Here is a 15,124-nt window from a genome sequence, read left to right on the forward strand (position 1 = left end):
CCTGGCTGCCTTTCTCGCGGCCAGGCCTGGGCGGATCGGGGGAATGATGATCAGGAAGACAATCGCCGCGACGGCCGTCGCGCTCGCCGCGCTGCTGGCCGGATGCTCGGTCGGCTCGACGACCGCGGCGCCCATTTCCGGCACCCCGTCCAGTTCGTCGGCCGCGATGCCGAAATCGGAGCCGGTGTCGCTGGACATCCCGAGCATCGACGCGCATTCCAGCCTGGTGCCGCTCGGCCTCAATCCCGACAATTCGGTGCAGGTCCCGCCGGTCAGCAAGCCGTTGCAGGCCGGTTGGTACGAAAACGGCCCGACGCCCGGTGAGGTCGGTCCCGCGGTCGTGCTGGGACATGTGGACGGGAACAAGCAAAAAGGGATCTTCTACCGGCTCAAGGAAATGAAGCCGGGAGACGACGTCGACATCGCCCGCCGCGACGGCACCACCGCGCATTTCGAGGTGACCAAAGTGGACCAGGTGCCCAAGGACGTCTTCCCGAGCGACGCGGTCTACGGGGACACTTCGGACCCGCAACTGCGCTTGATCACCTGCGGCGGCGCGTTCGACCGGGCCGAGCACAGCTATGTGGACAACATCATCGTGTACGCCCACCTGGTGAATGGCGGGCATTGACCGGGCATTGAACAAGACGCTCCCGATTTTGTCGGTCCCCGGTGCGACACTGTGACGGTTGGCACAATTCCGGGAGGCGCGCATGATCACCAGGACCGAACCGTGGCCCGCGGGCACACCGTGCTGGGGCGATTTGATGGTGCCGGACCGCGACAAGGCGGTCACGTTCTACGAGTCGCTGCTCGGCTGGACCGTCGAATCCGGCGGTCCGGAGACCGGTTTCTACGGAATGGCGCAGGTAGCCGGAAAACCGGTGGCGGGCATCGGCCAGATCCCACCGGAGCAGGCGGGCATGCCGCCGGTGTGGACGACGTACCTGTCAGTGTCCGATGTGGACAAGACAGTGGCCGCGATCGTGGAGGCGGGAGGACAGGTCATCGCCCCGCCGATGGACGTCCTGACCGAGGGCAGAATGGCCATCGCGACCGACCCGACCGGGGTGACTTTCGGGCTGTGGCAGCCCGGTCGGCACTCGGGAACGCAGGCCACGCTCACGCCCGGAGCACCCGCGTGGAACGAATGCATGACGCGGGATTTCGCGGCGGCCAAGCAGTTTTATGGGGATGTGTTCGGGTACGGCTTCGGCGATATGTCCGGGCCGGGTTTCACCTACGCGACGCTGGACGTGGACGGCCGCCCCGTCGGAGGCCTTGGCGAGCTGTCCGCGGACAGCCCGGCGCAGCCCGGGTGGGTGACGTACTTCTGGACGTCAGACGCGGACGCGGCAGCGACCCGGGTTGCGGAACTGGGCGGGACGGTGGTGAACCCGCCGGTGGATACGCCACATGGGCGGCTGGTGGTCGCGGTGGATGACCAGGGGGCGGGGTTCTCGCTGATGGCGCCCAACGCCCAGTCGGGGACACCGGACGGGTGGGGGTGAGGCTTCGGGTCTCGCCGGACCGGCAGGGGAGAGGCGCGGGGCCGGGCGTTGCTGGGCGCGGCACCGGCTGAGCTGAACCGGCTGGTGCCGCGCGGTAGTGAGCTGAGCAGGCCCACCTTGGAGTAGTCCTGCCTCGCTGGGCCGGGTTGGTATGTTGGGTCGCGCGGGGCGGGCCGAGCCGGGGTGGTGCTGTGGCCGAGCTGCGTGGTGGCGGGCCGGGCCGAGTCGGCGTGTTGAGCTGGGTCGTGCGGTGCCGAGCGGAGCTGGTGCAGGAGCCGAGCTGTGCGGCGGGCCGGGCTGGTGTGTTGAGCTGGGTCGTGCGGTGGCGGGCCGAGTCGAGATGGTGCAGGGCCGAGCCGCGTGGTGGGCCGGGCCGAGTTGGCGTGTTGAGCTGGGTCGTGCGGTGGCGGGCCGAGTCGAATTGGTGCAGGGGCCGAGCTGAGTGGTGGCGGGGCCAGGCCGAGTTGGCGTGTTGGTCTGGGTCGTGTGGTGCCGGGCCGGGCTGGCGCGTTGGATCGGGCTGTGCGGTGGCAGGCCGAGCCGAATTGGTGCTGTGCCGAGCCGTGTGGTGCCGGGCCGGGCTGGCGCGTTGGGCCGGGTCCTGCGGTGGCGGCCCGAGCCGAATAGGTGCCGAGCCGTGCAGTGGTGGTCTAGCTAGTGCCGATTCGCGCTGCGCCCACTAGACCGTGCCGCGCCGGGTCGTGCCGATTCGCGCTGTGCTGGGCCGGGCGAGTTGCGGTGAGCGGAGCGGGCCAAGCTGGTCCGTGCCGTGCCGTGCCGTGCCGTGCCGTGCCGTGCCGTGCCGTGCCGTGCCGTGCCGTGCCGTGCCGTGCCGTGCCGTGCCGTGCCGAGCCGAGCCGAGCCGAGCCGTGTGGTGCCGTGCCGTGCCCACGCATGGGCATGGGCATGGGCCAGAAAGTCCGTGAGGGGAACCCTGAAGGAATCAGATTCCCCCAAAGTCCCCCTCACCGACCATCAGCCAGTCAAGCCGCCCAGCTCCAACCGGGAAGGGATCAGTCCTCCACCCAGTCGAACGTCTTCGTGACAGCCTTCTTCCAGTTCCGGTATTCCTTCTCCCGCCGGGACTCGTCCATCGACGGGTCCCACTGCTTGTCCTTCGCCCAGTTGGTCCGGATGTCGTCCTCCGACTCCCAGAACCCGACCGCCAGCCCGGCCGCGTACGCCGCTCCCAGTGCGGTCGTCTCGTTCACCACGGGACGGATCACCGGCACCCCGAGGATGTCCGCCTGGAACTGCATCAGCAGCTCGTTCACGACCATCCCGCCGTCGACCTTCAGCGACTTCAGCGGGACACCCGAGTCGGCGTTCATCGCGTCGATCACCTCTCGCGACTGGAACGCCGTCGCCTCCAGCACCGCCCTTGAAATGTGGCCCTTGTTCACGAACCGGGTCAGGCCGACGATCGCGCCGCGGGCGTCCGAGCGCCAGTACGGGGCGAACAGGCCGGAGAACGCCGGCACGAAGTACGCGCCGCCGTTGTCGTCGACCGTTCGGGCGAATTCCTCGATCTGGGCCGCCGATGAAATCAACCCCAGGTTGTCCCGAAGCCACTGCACGAGCGAACCGGTGACCGCGACCGAACCCTCCAGTGCGTACACCGTGTCGTTCGAGCCGATCTTGTAGCAGACCGTCGTCAGCAGGCCGTTCTCCGACAGCACCTTCTCCGTGCCGGTGTTCAGCAGCACGAAGTTGCCGGTGCCGTAAGTGTTCTTGGCCTCGCCCGGCGAGAGGCACGCCTGGCCGAACGTCGCCGCCTGCTGGTCGCCCAGGATGCCCGCGATCGGCACCTCGGCCAGTGCTCCGCGCGGGCGGACCTTGCCATACACCTCCGACGACGACCGGATCTCCGGCAGCATCGACAGCGGGATCCCCATTTCCGCCGCGATGTCCTCGTCCCACTTCAGGGTGTCGAGGTCCATCAGCAGCGTGCGCGACGCGTTCGTCGGGTCCGTCACGTGCACGCCGCCGTCGGTGCCGCCGGTCATGTTCCACAGCACCCAGGTGTCCATGTTCCCGAACACCAGGTCACCCGCCTCGGCCCTGGCCCGCGCGCCCTCGACGTTGTCGAGGATCCACTTGATCTTCGGGCCGGAGAAATACGTCGCGAGCGGGAGGCCGGTCTTCGAGCGGTAACGCTCCTGGCCGCCGCCGAGCGCTCCCAGCTCAGCGGCGATCTTGTCGGTGCGGGTGTCCTGCCAGACAATCGCGTTGTACACCGGCTTCCCGGTTTTGCGGTCCCACACGAGCGCCGTCTCGCGCTGGTTCGTGATGCCCACCGCGGCGATGTCGGTCGGCCGCAGGTCGGCCTTGGCGAGCGCGCCCGCCGCGACCGCGCGGGTGTTTTCCCAGATCTCCTCGGCGTTGTGCTCGACCCAGCCCGCCTTCGGGAAGATCTGCTCGTGCTCGCGCTGGTCGACCGCGACGACACGGCCGGAGTGGTCGAAGATCATGCAACGCGTCGACGTGGTGCCCTGGTCGATCGCGGCCACGTACGAAGTCATGGATTTCCTCCAGGAAAGGGGATCAGGTCAAGTTGTGCACGGCGAGGTACACCACCGCGGCCAGCGCCGCGCCGACGAGCGGCCCGACGACCGGCACCCACGAGTAGCCCCAGTCGGGGTCGCGCTTGCCCTTGATCGGCAGCAGGAACGCGTACGCGATGCGCGGGCCGAGGTCGCGGGCCGGGTTGATGGCGTAACCGGTGGGCCCGCCGAGCGAGATGCCGATCACCAGCACGACGAACGACACCCCGGCGTAGCCGAGCGCGGTGTTGCCGAAGGTCGGCGTCCCGTCCGCGGCGGTCTTGAACGCCGGGGTCAGCAGGATCCAGCCGACGAGAACGAAGGTGCCGATGATCTCGGTCACCAGGTTCCACGCCTTGTTCCGGATCTGCGGGGCGGTGGAGAAAATGCCCAGCGTCTCCTCCGGATTCGGGTGGTCGTCGAACTGGAGCTTGTAGGTCAGCCAGCACAGCACGGCGCCGAGAATCGCGCCGAGCATTTCCCCGATCAGGTAAAACGGCACATCCGCCCACGAAACCTTGCCCGAAATAGCCAGGCCGAGGGTGACCGCCGGGTTCAGGTGCGCGCCGGTCGGCGCGGCGAGACTGGCCCCGGCGAAAACGCCGAAAGCCCACCCGAAAGTGATGAACAGAGTTCCCGCTTGGTGGCCGTTGTTCTTGCGCAGCACGACGTTGGCCACCACGCCGTTGCCTAATAACAGGAGTACCGCTGTGCCCAGCGTCTCCCAGACGATGATCGCACCCGGACTCAGGCTCACGTTCTCCGCACCTCCACACTGGACAGTCTGTGCAGGGCCGAACACGTCCGGCCACAGCCTCGTCGCCGACCCCAGTCCGCGGCACGTTACCGCCGCGTACGCGCGCAATCCATAAGCCGGGCGAAGCAATGTGACCATGATCGTCATGGGTTCCGCCACACGTGTCACCTCGGGGTCAGCAGACGATCACGCAAGCGTGCGATGCTGGGGAAGGTGGAGCACGAGGAGGAACGAGTGGTGACGAATCCGCGCAACGGCAGCGAGCCGGCCCAGCTGGGTCCGGCGGGCCGGGAGGAATCCTGGCGGCGCTTCGGCGACGAGACCTTCGACCTGGTCGTGATCGGCGGCGGCGTCGTCGGCGCGGGCACGGCGCTCGACGCGGCGACCCGCGGCCTGCGGGTGGCCCTCGTCGAGGCCCGCGACCTGGCGTCCGGCACGTCCAGCCGATCCAGCAAGCTCTTCCACGGCGGCCTGCGCTATCTCGAACAGCTCGAGTTCGGCCTGGTGCGCGAAGCGCTGCACGAGCGCGAGCTGATGCTGACGAAGATCGCCCCGCACCTGGTGAAGCCGGTGAGCTTCCTGTACCCGCTGACGCACCGGATCTGGGAGCGGCCCTACACCGCCGCCGGCTTGCTGATGTACGACACGATGGGCGGTGCCCGGTCGGTACCGGGCCAGAAACATCTCACCCGCGCGGGTGCCCTCCGAATGGTCCCCGCGCTCAAGCGGTCCGCGCTGATCGGCGGCATCCGGTATTACGACGCCCAGTCGGACGACGCCCGGCACACGATGACCGTCGCGCGCACCGCCGCGCATTACGGCGCGGTGGTCCGGACCTCCACCCAGGTCGTCGGCTTCCTGCGCGAGGCGGACCGGATTTCCGGCGTGCGCGTGCGCGACGTCGAGGACGGCCGCGAGACCGAGATCCACGCCGGCGCGGTGGTCAACTGCACCGGGGTGTGGACCGACGAACTGCAGCGGCTGTCCGGCGGCCGCGGCCGGTTCCGCGTGCGCGCCAGCAAGGGCGTGCACATCGTGGTTCCGCGCGACCGGATCGTGTCGGAGTCGGGGATGATCCTGCGCACCGAGAAGTCGGTGCTGTTCGTGATCCCGTGGCGCAACCACTGGATCGTCGGCACCACCGACACCGACTGGAACCTCGACCTCGCGCACCCGGCGGCCACCAAGCACGACATCGACTACCTGCTCGAACACGTGAACTCGGTGCTCGCGACGCCGCTCACGCACGACGACATCGAAGGCGTGTACGCGGGTCTGCGGCCGTTGCTGGCCGGCGAGAGCGAAGAGACGTCGAAGCTGTCGCGCGAGCACGCGGTCGCGCGGGTCGCGCCGGGGCTGGTCGCGATCGCGGGCGGCAAGTACACGACGTACCGGGTGATGGCGGCCGACGCCGTCGACGCCGCGGTGGTCGACCTGCCGGGCCGCCCGCCGTCGTCCATCACCGACAAGGTCCCGCTGATCGGCGCGGACGGCTACCACGCGCTGGTCAACCAGGCGGATCACCTGGCCGCGGAGCACGGGCTGCACCCGTACCGCGTGCGGCATCTGCTCGACCGCTACGGCTCGCTGGTGCACGAGGTGCTGGCGCTCGCCGCGGACCGGCCGGAGCTGCTCAAGCCGATCGAGTCCGCGCCGGATTACCTCGGCGTGGAGGTCGTGTACGCGGCCAGCCACGAGGGCGCGCTGCACCTGGAGGACGTCCTCGCGCGGCGCACGCGGATCTCGATCGAGTACGCCCACCGCGGCGTCGACTGCGCTGAGCAGGTCGCCCAGCTGGTGGGTGGCGTGCTGGGCTGGTCGGAGGACGAGACCAAGCGCGAGGTCGAGGTCTACCGGGCGCGGGTCGAGGCGGAGCGGGATTCGCAGCTGCAGCCGACGGACGAGTCGGCGGACGCGTTGCGGGCGGCGGCTCCGGAGGCCCGGGCGGGATTGATCGAGCCGGTCAGCTGAGCTTTCTCGTGGGTGCCGGGGACAACCCGGCACTCACGAGGGCTTGAGGATCCAGCGAATGAGCGTTTCCCCGCTCGGCGAGGGCCGGTCTTCAGGCCCGACCCGGGTGAATCCGGCTCGCCTCGCGACGACCTCGGACGCGGTGTTGCTTTCGTCGTGCCGGTAGGCGATCTCGTGCAGGCCCAGCCGGGCGAACCCGAACTGGACGGCGGCCGAAAGTCCCGCTGCCGCAATGCCTTTGCCCCGTTCGGCCGGATGCGTCCACACCGACGCCTCGGCGGTGCCGAAATCGAGGTCCAGGTCGCGCAGCCCGACCTCGCCGAGCAGACGGCCGGTCGCCGGTTCCGCGACCGCCCACGAGCAGCGTTCGTCGCACGCCCACTGCGCGGCGCGCAGCGTCACGTATTCGGTGGCTTCGTCGGGGGTGCGCAACCGGTAGTTCAGCACGTACCGCCGATGCCGCGGGTCCGCGAACGCCTCCATCAGCGCGGGCCGGTCGTCGAGATTCCGGTCCGCGCGCAGCTGACGCAGGTAGTACGCGCCCGCGTTGATTTCCACGGGTTCCACAACTCGAGCCTAACCGTCCGGAACCGGGAAACGGCTGCGTGCCGCGTCACCACCGGGGCGGACGAAGGGTGAAAAATCCTTGCCGTTTCGGGCAGCGCTGAGGGAAAAGCCGCCGCGGGCGATGATCACCCTGGCAGCGTTGCGGGTTATGCCGGACAATCTGACCCAGTTTGCCGCCGAACATTCCCGTCTGCACGGATGGGACGACCTTCCCGCTTTCCTCGCCGACGACCGGACCTGGACGTTCTCCGAGGTCTACGCCGGGGCCGCGCGCGTCGCGGGCGGTTATCGAGCCGCCGGGCTGTACCGCGGCGATCGCGTACTGCTCGCGCTTCCGGACAGCATCGAAATGGTCTGGTGCCTGCTCGGCGCTTGGCAGGCCGGAATCGTCGCGATTCCGGTGAATGTCCAGATGAGCCAAGACGATCTGACCCGCGACATCCGCACCGCCGAACCCGCGCTGATCATCGTCGACCCGGAGACCGCGAGCTGGCTCGACGACGCTGGTCTCGCCCCGACCACCGGCCCGGAGCGGCTGGCGGCGGCAGAACCCGAGACGGAGTTCGCACCGGGCGGAGACCATCCGTCGCACGCGATGTTCACATCCGGGACGACCGGCGTGCCCAAGCTGTGCTTCTATCTCCACCGCAACTTCGACTCGGCGATGCTCCGCACAGACGGCGTCGGCACGGTCGCGTTCTCGGTGTCGCGCATGTATTTCGCCGGCGGCCTGTACTCCTCCGCGATGGCGACGATCTGCACCGGCCAGACGTCGGTGCTCTCGCGTCCGCGCGCGACTCCGGCCGCCGCGCTGGAGCTGATCCGCCGCCACAACGTCGCGACGCTTTTCGCGCAGCCGAGTTTCTACGCGCGGTTGCTTCAGGAGCCCGGGCACGCCGAGACGCTCGGACAGTTGCGCGGCGCGACGTGTGCGGGCGAAGTGCTTTCCGCGCGGTTGCGCGAGAAGCTGGTGCCGATCTTCGGTGACCGGCTGATGAATCTTTACGGTTCCACCGAAGCTGGTGGGTACGCCGCAGGCCAACCGGCGGCTTACGCCGACCCGTCGGCGGTCGGGCCGGTTTTCGAGGGCCGTTCGGCGCGCGTCGTGGTCGACGGGCAGGAGGTGGCGGCCGGTGTGCAGGGCGAACTGCAAATTCTGGTCCCGTTCGCCACGCGGGGGGTCGCTCGCGGCGGTCTCGGCCCGGATCAGGTGACCGACACCTGGTGGTCGACCGGCGATCTCGGGTCGATCGACGCACAGGGCGTCATCCACGTCTACGGACGGCTGGACGACGTCGAGGTGATCGGCGGGCAGAACGTGGTTCCCGGCGAGGTCGAACGGCTTCTCGAAAGCCACCCGAAGGTGCGCGAAGCGGCGGTCAGCGCGGTGCGACGCGAGGCAGGGGACACGACGCTGCGCGCGTACGTGGTCGCGACCTCGGGGCCTGGCGACGACGATCTCGGCGCGGAGTTGGTCGCGCTGACCCGCGAGCACCTGTCGTGGTACAAGGTTCCGCAGGACGTGACCTGGCTGGAAGCGTTGCCGCGCAACGCGAACGGCAAGGTGCTGCGGCGGCAGCTGCGTACCGCGGGAGGGCAGTGAGCTAAGCGGTGCCGGGGGAAGGGATCGCCGGGAACTCCGCGTGCACGGCGGTCCCTTCCCCTCGCGCGGACTCGATGGTCAGCGAGCCCGCGACCCGCTGCACGCGTTGCCGCATCGCTTCCAGCCCGAAGCCGGTGCCGTCGCCGCGATCGCCGGGGGCGAAACCCCTTCCGTTGTCGCGGATGTCGAGCATGACCAGGTCAGTGGTGTAGGTCAGCGTGATGCCGATCCGGCTGGCGCGCGCGTGTTTTTCCGCGTTGGCCAAGGCTTCCTGCGTCACCCGGTACATCGCCACTTCCAGCTCCGGCAGCAGCGGCCGCGCGTCGCCTTCGACGTCGGCGGTCACCTTGGCGCCAGAGGTGTCGGACACGCGATTCGCCAAGCCTGCCAACGCTTCCGGCAAGTGCGAGTCCGCCAATGGCTCCGGCCGCAACGCCTGAACCGCTCGGCGCGCCTCGCTGAGACTGTCCTTCGCCAGCGTGTGCACGTGGTCGAGGTGCCGTTGCCGATCCGCGGCTTCGGTGGCCCGGTCGGCGGCTTGCAGCTGCGTGACGATGCCGGTCAATCCCTGGGCGACGGTGTCGTGGATTTCGTGGGCCATGCGCTGTCGCTCGTCGAGCACCCCTGCCTCGCGGGCTTGGGTGAGAAGTTGTGCTTGCAGCGCCGCGTTTTCCGTCAACGCCGTTTCCAGCTGCGCGTTCGACTGCGCGAGTTTTTCGTTGGTGCGACGGCGTTGTTCGTTCTCCGCGCCGACGAACCACGCCACGTACAGAATCGGCCCGACGATCGACACCGCGGTGATCCACGGCGGCGACGGTTGCCAAATTCCCTTGGCCAGCAATGGAACCACCGCCGTGGCGGCCGCCGCGAAGATGCTCCAGCGCGTCGGGAACAACACGAACGCGATCGGGTAACCGATCGAAGCGAAAGCGGTGAACGGATCCAGCCGGGAGGTGAGCAGGGTCGCGCCGGCCAGCAGCACGACGAAGAATCCGATGGCCAGCCACGGTTTTCGCGTGCGCTGCGGGAAAACCGGGATCAGTACCAGCAGCCACAGCCCGCTCGCCGCGGCGAGAAGCAGGGTGGTGCGCCACTGCGCGGGATCGCCGTGCGGCTGACCTGCGGCGATGATCGTGCACACCGCGAGCGCCAGAATCCCGATCCCGGCGAACACCGGGCCCGCCCATCGCTCGGCCTTCGGATCGACCGAGCCCGGCCGCAGCCCCATCATCGGGCTGAGCCGCGGCGCGCGTTCTCGCGGGCTCAGCGGCGTCGCCATCCGCTGAGCAGGATCAGCAGCAACGGCAACGCGAACACGATCAACAGCCGTCCGCGCGTCACGATGAGGACGACGACCGCCAACGCGATCGAAAGCGGCACCGAATAACGCATCACGAACGAACCGACCTTGCCGTTTCCGGCGGACGGCACGGCCGGTCGCGGCCGGGCCGTGGCCAGCAGCGCGCTCGGGCGCGGCGAGGGCAGGTCGTCGAACAGCGGCACCAGTTCGCTCACCAGCTTGGCCGACGTGACTTTCGCCGAGCGGCTGCCGTATTCGTCGATGTCGAGGCGTCCGGTGCGGACGTGCTCGGAGAGGACGTCGAGCGCGTCCTGCCGTTCGTCGTCGCTCAACCGCAGGTCAGGCATGGTCCGCCTCAGGGGTCCAGACGGCGCTGCCGCCGGTGTTCGTCGCGCATCGCCCGGAACTCCTCGCGGCGCTCCCGGTGCCAGTCGTGACGGTGGTGATGGTCGTGGTGCTCGAAACCCTTGCCCCAGAGCGCGCGGCCGACCGCGGTGAGCGCGATCGGCGCGAAAATCACCGGCCAGCCGGCGGTGCCCGTGGCGATCAGAGCGATCGCCGCGATCCACACCAGCGGAATCAAAGCGGCGACGGCGCGTTGTCCGGCCGACCACTCCGGCTGTCGCGCGGCCACCTCGCCGGACGCCGCGGGCTGCGGCACCGGCATCGGCGGCGCCACGGCCGGTTGTGGCGCGGCGGTCGCGCCCGCGCCGAACACCGGATGCGGCACCGGCAGATCGGTGAACAGCTCGCCCAGTTCGCCGCGGGTCTTGGCCGCGGTGATCCGGGCGGAACGCTCGCCGAACTCGTCGATGTCGATCCGCCCCGCGCTCATGTGCTCACCGAGAGCATTCAGCGCGGACTCTCGCTCCTGGTCGCTGATCCGCAGCTGCGGAGACGGAACCTCAGTCACGTAGTCGATGGTAGGCCGCGCGAGCGCGCGGCACCCACGACATTCAGCACAACTTCAGTCCTTGAGCTCCAAGAGTTGCGTTCCCTGCGTGACCGCGGAGCCGATCTCGACCGAAAGCCCGGTGACAGTGCCCGCTTTGTGCGCGGTTACCGGGTTCTCCATCTTCATCGCCTCGAGCACCACGATCAGCTCGCCCGCCTCGACGTGCTGGCCTTCCTCGACCGCGATCTTCACGATGGTGCCCTGCATCGGCGCGGTGACCGCGTCGCCACTCACCGCTGCCTTCGCGCCGCCGGCCCGCTTGCGGGGCTTGGCTTTCGTCGCCGCGGGAGCGCCGCCGCCCTCAAGGGCGAAGCCGCCCGGCAGCGAAACCTCGAGCCGGCGTCCGCCGACCTCGACCACGACGTTCTGCCGCGGAGCCTCTTCCTCGGCCTCGATGTCCGGCGCGACGAACGGCTCGATCTTGTTGTCGAACTCGGTCTCGATCCAGCGGGTGTGCACGCTGAAGCCGTTGTCGTCGCCGATGAACGCGGGGTCGTCGACGATCACGCGGTCGAACGGCAGCACCGTGGCCATGCCCTCGACCTCGAACTCGGCCAGCGCGCGACGGCTGCGCTCCAGCGCGTTCTGCCGGTCCGAACCGGTGACGATGAGCTTGGCGAGCATCGAGTCGAACTGACCGCCGATCACGCTGCCGGACTCGACGCCGGAGTCGACGCGCACGCCCGGACCGGACGGGGCCACGAACTTGGTGACCGTGCCCGGCGCGGGCAGGAAGCCGCGGCCGGCGTCCTCGCCGTTGATGCGGAACTCGATCGAGTGGCCGCGCGGCGTCGGGTCCTCGGTGATCCGCAGCTTCTCGCCGCGGGCGATGCGGAACATCTCGCGGACCAGGTCGATGCCGGTGGTCTCCTCCGACACCGGGTGCTCGACCTGCAGCCGGGTGTTCACCTCGAGGAAGGAAATGGTGCCGTCGACCGCGACGAGGTACTCGACGGTGCCGGCGCCGTAGTAGCCGGCCTCCTTGCAGATGGCCTTGGCGGACTCGTGGATCCGGGCGCGCTGGTCGTCGGACAGGTACGGCGCGGGGGCCTCTTCCACCAGCTTCTGGTGGCGGCGCTGCAGCGAACAGTCGCGGGTGCCGACGACGATCGCGTTGCCGTGCTGATCGGCCAGCACCTGCGCCTCGACGTGCCGCGGCTTGTCCAGGTAGCGCTCCACGAAGCACTCGCCGCGGCCGAACGCGGCCACCGCCTCGCGCGTCGCGGACTCGAACAGTTCGGGGATTTCCTCGCGGGTGCGGGCAACCTTCAGGCCGCGGCCGCCGCCGCCGAACGCCGCCTTGATCGCGACCGGCAGGCCGTGCTCGTCGGCGAACGCGATGATCTCGCCGGCGTCCTTCACCGGCTCCTTGGTGCCGGGCACCAGCGGCGCGCCCGCGCGCATCGCGATGTGCCGCGCGGTCACCTTGTCGCCGAGGTCGCGGATCGCCTGCGGGCTCGGCCCGATCCAGGTCAGGCCCGCGTCGAGGACGGCCTGGGCGAACTCGGCGTTCTCGGAAAGGAAGCCGTAGCCGGGGTGGACCGAATCGGCGCCGGACCGTTTGGCGGCGTCGAGGATCTTGTCGATCGCGAGATAGCTCTCGGCCGCGGTGTTCCCGCCGAGGGCGAACGCCTCGTCGGCGAGGCGCACGTGCGGAGCGTCGCGGTCCGGGTCGGCGTACACGGCCACGCTCTGCAGACCCGCGTCCTTCGCGGCCCGGATCACGCGGACCGCGATCTCGCCCCGGTTCGCGACCAGGATCTTGGTCACCGGACCGCCTGTGCTCGCGGTGTCCTGCTCGCTCACCACATACCTCCCGTGCCCGTCGCCGCGCTGCTGGTCAACCGGGAGTCTACGGACCCAGGCAGGGCCTGGATTGAGAGGTGGACCACCCAGTTCGGTCCTGTTTATACCCGGCCGGCCGGAGCTTGATGCCGCAGTCGCGCCGGTAGTTCGGAGTCCAGCACGATGACGTCGTAGGGGTTGACCTGGTGCACCAGCGCCAGGTTTTCGGTGTTGACCAGGATCCACGGCTGGTGCTCGCCGCAGCAGTCGACGAGCCGGTCGAGCGCGGTGAAGGCGACCAGCGCGGTGCGGCCGTCCGGAGTGCGGCGCAGTTCGACGTTGGCTCCGGTCTGGCCGTCGGTGGTCGGGCCGGTGGGGCCGGTCGGCAGATAAAGGGCCGGGGGCAGATTGGGGTTCGTCACTCCGACAACATAGACGGACACGGTGCGCAAGGTCGCTTACAGTCTCGGATATGGCGACTTGGCCGAAGCGCATCCCGCGATCCGCGCTGCTCACCGCCGTTCTCGCGGCGGTGGTGACGGCGGCGGCGCTCGCGGTGGTCGTCGCGCTGCGCCCGAAGCCGGACGGCGCGGAGACCATGATGCCGAGGGAGCCCGCGGCGGCCCCGGTGACCGAACCGTCCTCGACCTGCGGGAACGGGCCTTGTCGGCAGCTGGCGGCGATGAGTGTCGGCGGTACCCCGGTCGTGCTGCTGGCGGACGCCGCGGGCGGATCGGGCCGGGTCCAGGTCGGGCAGCAGCCGTTCGAACTGGCGATCACGAACCTGGGCGCGAAGCTGACCGAGACTTCCCTGCGCTGTATCGACGGATCGACCGCCGCGTGCCTGATCCGCGGCGACGCGGCCGGCGGTTCGTACGGCGAATTGCTCACCGAGTCCGGCGGGGTGTGGCGCGACTACGGCAAGCCGTATTTCTCCGACGCGGGTTCGCTGTCGCTCTACGACGTGAGCCAGGACGGCCGTCCGGACGTGATCGTCGTCCGGCACGAATGCCCGCAGGCGGTGTCCGGCTCGCCGCGCTGCCAGGCTGCGCCGGTGGTGGCGGAGGTGTACGAACTCGACGGCGAGGTGATGGGCTGCACGAGCACCGTCACCTCGCCGTCGAACTTCCGGGGCTGGCCGGACGTCGAGCTGAAGAAATCCCAGCTGCGCCGGTGTTCCGGCACCTCGTGAGCGGCGATTCCGGTTCTAACCGGCGTTGCCGCGCACGAGGCGTCAGGCGGTCGCGGGACGGGCGGCGCCGCCCTCGTCGCGGTGGTTCGGGCGAGCGGTCTGCGTGCTGAGGATTTCATCGTCGAGCAGGCCTTCGCTGCGCGCGACGATCGTCGGGACCACGATCTGGCCCGCGACGTTCGTGGCGGTGCGCATCATGTCCATGATCGGGTTCACTGAGTAGATCAGCGCGATGCCGATCGCGACCTGCTTGGCGTCGAGGCCGATGAACGCGGTGGTCAGGGTGAGCGCGGTCAGCCAGCCGGTGGTGCCCGCGGTGGCCAGCGCGCCGAGCACGGCGACGACCACGATCCCGACGTACTGCCCGAAGCTCAGCGGCACTCCGGCGAGGTTGGCGATGAAGATCGCGCCGATCGCCGGGAACACCGCGGCGCAACCGTCCATTTTGGTCGCGCTGGCGAGCGGGGTGGCGAAGGCGGCGTACCCGGGGTCGACGCCGAGGTTCACCGCGGACTGCCGGGTGAGGGGCAGCGTCGCCGAGCTCGACTGCGACGCGAACGCGAACTGGATCGCGGTGCCTGCCTTGGCGAAGAACGTCAGCGGGTTCACCTTCGCGACGAACTGCAGCAGGATCGGGTAGACCACGAACAGGATCAGCAGGCAGCCGACGTACACCGCGAGAGTGGTCGACAGCAGCGGGCGGAACAGCGCGTCGCCGTAGTTGGAGACCGCGGCACCGATCAGGCCGATGATGCCGAGGGGCGCGAGCCGCACGATCCAGCCGAGGTACCGCTGGACTATTCCACTGACTAGCGGCATACGATGATGCCTATCCGCTGGTCCGCCCGGAGCGTCCGGCTCAGAATATCCTTGACTGGGATCAGGGGACTTGATCATGGCGCAAAGCGTCTTCAACCTGCATACCCTACGCGCGGATGCA

The 15,124-nt window shown here is 69.3% G+C and carries 13 protein-coding genes and 1 pseudogene; 5 read left to right on the forward strand and 9 right to left on the reverse strand.

All coding sequences use genetic code 11. The annotated features are described in order from the left end of the window. Window positions 1–46 precede the first annotated feature (46 nt). Together ACZ7SW_RS20545 and ACZ7SW_RS20550 are read left to right on the forward strand one after the other, a co-directional pair. Window positions 47–631 carry a class F sortase gene (locus ACZ7SW_RS20545; protein WP_470232023.1) on the forward strand — a complete coding sequence of 195 codons (585 nt, stop codon included), beginning with the start codon at window positions 47–49 and terminating at the stop codon, window positions 629–631. 82 nt (window positions 632–713) lie between these two features. After that, window positions 714–1,511 carry a VOC family protein gene (locus ACZ7SW_RS20550; protein WP_470232024.1) on the forward strand — a complete coding sequence of 266 codons (798 nt, stop codon included), beginning with the start codon at window positions 714–716 and terminating at the stop codon, window positions 1,509–1,511. Between the two features lie 1,013 nt (window positions 1,512–2,524). Here the strand turns inward: ACZ7SW_RS20550 and glpK are convergent. Beyond that, entirely contained in the window at window positions 2,525–4,033 is a 1,509-nt protein-coding gene (gene glpK / locus ACZ7SW_RS20555) for a glycerol kinase GlpK (protein WP_470232025.1), read from the reverse strand. A gap of 22 nt (window positions 4,034–4,055) precedes the next feature. Next, complete coding sequence (locus ACZ7SW_RS20560; RefSeq protein WP_470232313.1) at window positions 4,056–4,805, reverse strand: MIP/aquaporin family protein; 750 nt, start codon at window positions 4,803–4,805, stop codon at window positions 4,056–4,058. A gap of 207 nt (window positions 4,806–5,012) precedes the next feature. Here ACZ7SW_RS20560 and ACZ7SW_RS20565 point away from each other — a divergent pair, with 207 nt between their 5' ends. After that, entirely contained in the window at window positions 5,013–6,782 is a 1,770-nt protein-coding gene (locus tag ACZ7SW_RS20565; RefSeq protein WP_449669599.1) for a glycerol-3-phosphate dehydrogenase/oxidase, read from the forward strand. Window positions 6,783–6,815: 33 nt separating this feature from the next. Here ACZ7SW_RS20565 and ACZ7SW_RS20570 read toward each other — a convergent pair whose 3' ends face one another. Further along, window positions 6,816–7,349, reverse strand: coding sequence for a GNAT family N-acetyltransferase (locus tag ACZ7SW_RS20570; RefSeq protein WP_470232026.1), 534 nt, complete (start codon window positions 7,347–7,349; stop codon window positions 6,816–6,818). A gap of 79 nt (window positions 7,350–7,428) precedes the next feature. On the opposite strand from ACZ7SW_RS20570, the gene ACZ7SW_RS20575 reads away from it, so the two are divergent. Next, a complete protein-coding gene (locus tag ACZ7SW_RS20575; RefSeq protein ID WP_470232027.1) occupies window positions 7,429–8,952 on the forward strand; it encodes a class I adenylate-forming enzyme family protein in 1,524 nt (507 codons plus the stop codon). A gap of 1 nt (window position 8,953) precedes the next feature. Here the strand turns inward: ACZ7SW_RS20575 and ACZ7SW_RS20580 are convergent, their stop codons facing one another. From ACZ7SW_RS20580 to ACZ7SW_RS20600, 5 genes are all read right to left on the reverse strand, one after another. Then, window positions 8,954–10,231, reverse strand: coding sequence for a histidine kinase (locus tag ACZ7SW_RS20580; RefSeq protein WP_470232028.1), 1,278 nt, complete (start codon window positions 10,229–10,231; stop codon window positions 8,954–8,956). Next, window positions 10,216–10,599, reverse strand: a complete 384-nt coding sequence (locus ACZ7SW_RS20585; RefSeq protein ID WP_470232029.1) for a DUF1707 SHOCT-like domain-containing protein — start codon at window positions 10,597–10,599, stop codon at window positions 10,216–10,218. The genes ACZ7SW_RS20580 and ACZ7SW_RS20585 overlap by 16 nt, the downstream gene beginning before the upstream one ends. A gap of 8 nt (window positions 10,600–10,607) precedes the next feature. After that, window positions 10,608–11,165, reverse strand: a complete 558-nt coding sequence (locus ACZ7SW_RS20590; RefSeq protein ID WP_470232030.1) for a DUF1707 SHOCT-like domain-containing protein — start codon at window positions 11,163–11,165, stop codon at window positions 10,608–10,610. A gap of 54 nt (window positions 11,166–11,219) precedes the next feature. Then, window positions 11,220–13,013, reverse strand: coding sequence for an acetyl/propionyl/methylcrotonyl-CoA carboxylase subunit alpha (locus ACZ7SW_RS20595; protein WP_470232031.1), 1,794 nt, complete (start codon window positions 13,011–13,013; stop codon window positions 11,220–11,222). A 101-nt stretch (window positions 13,014–13,114) separates the two neighbouring features. Beyond that, window positions 13,115–13,414 (reverse strand): SAV_915 family protein, encoded by a 300-nt coding sequence (locus ACZ7SW_RS20600; RefSeq protein WP_067590001.1) that lies wholly within the window; start codon window positions 13,412–13,414, stop codon window positions 13,115–13,117. A 50-nt stretch (window positions 13,415–13,464) separates the two neighbouring features. Here ACZ7SW_RS20600 and ACZ7SW_RS20605 point away from each other — a divergent pair, with 50 nt between their 5' ends. Continuing rightward, complete coding sequence (locus ACZ7SW_RS20605; protein ID WP_470232032.1) at window positions 13,465–14,184, forward strand: hypothetical protein; 720 nt, start codon at window positions 13,465–13,467, stop codon at window positions 14,182–14,184. Between the two features lie 42 nt (window positions 14,185–14,226). On the opposite strand, the pseudogene ACZ7SW_RS20610 reads toward ACZ7SW_RS20605, so the two are convergent. Beyond that, window positions 14,227–14,985, reverse strand: a pseudogene (locus ACZ7SW_RS20610) (dicarboxylate/amino acid:cation symporter); the annotation flags it as partial. Window positions 14,986–15,124 lie beyond the last annotated feature (139 nt).

It is taken from the genome of Amycolatopsis sp. NPDC114484 (assembly GCF_055633755.1).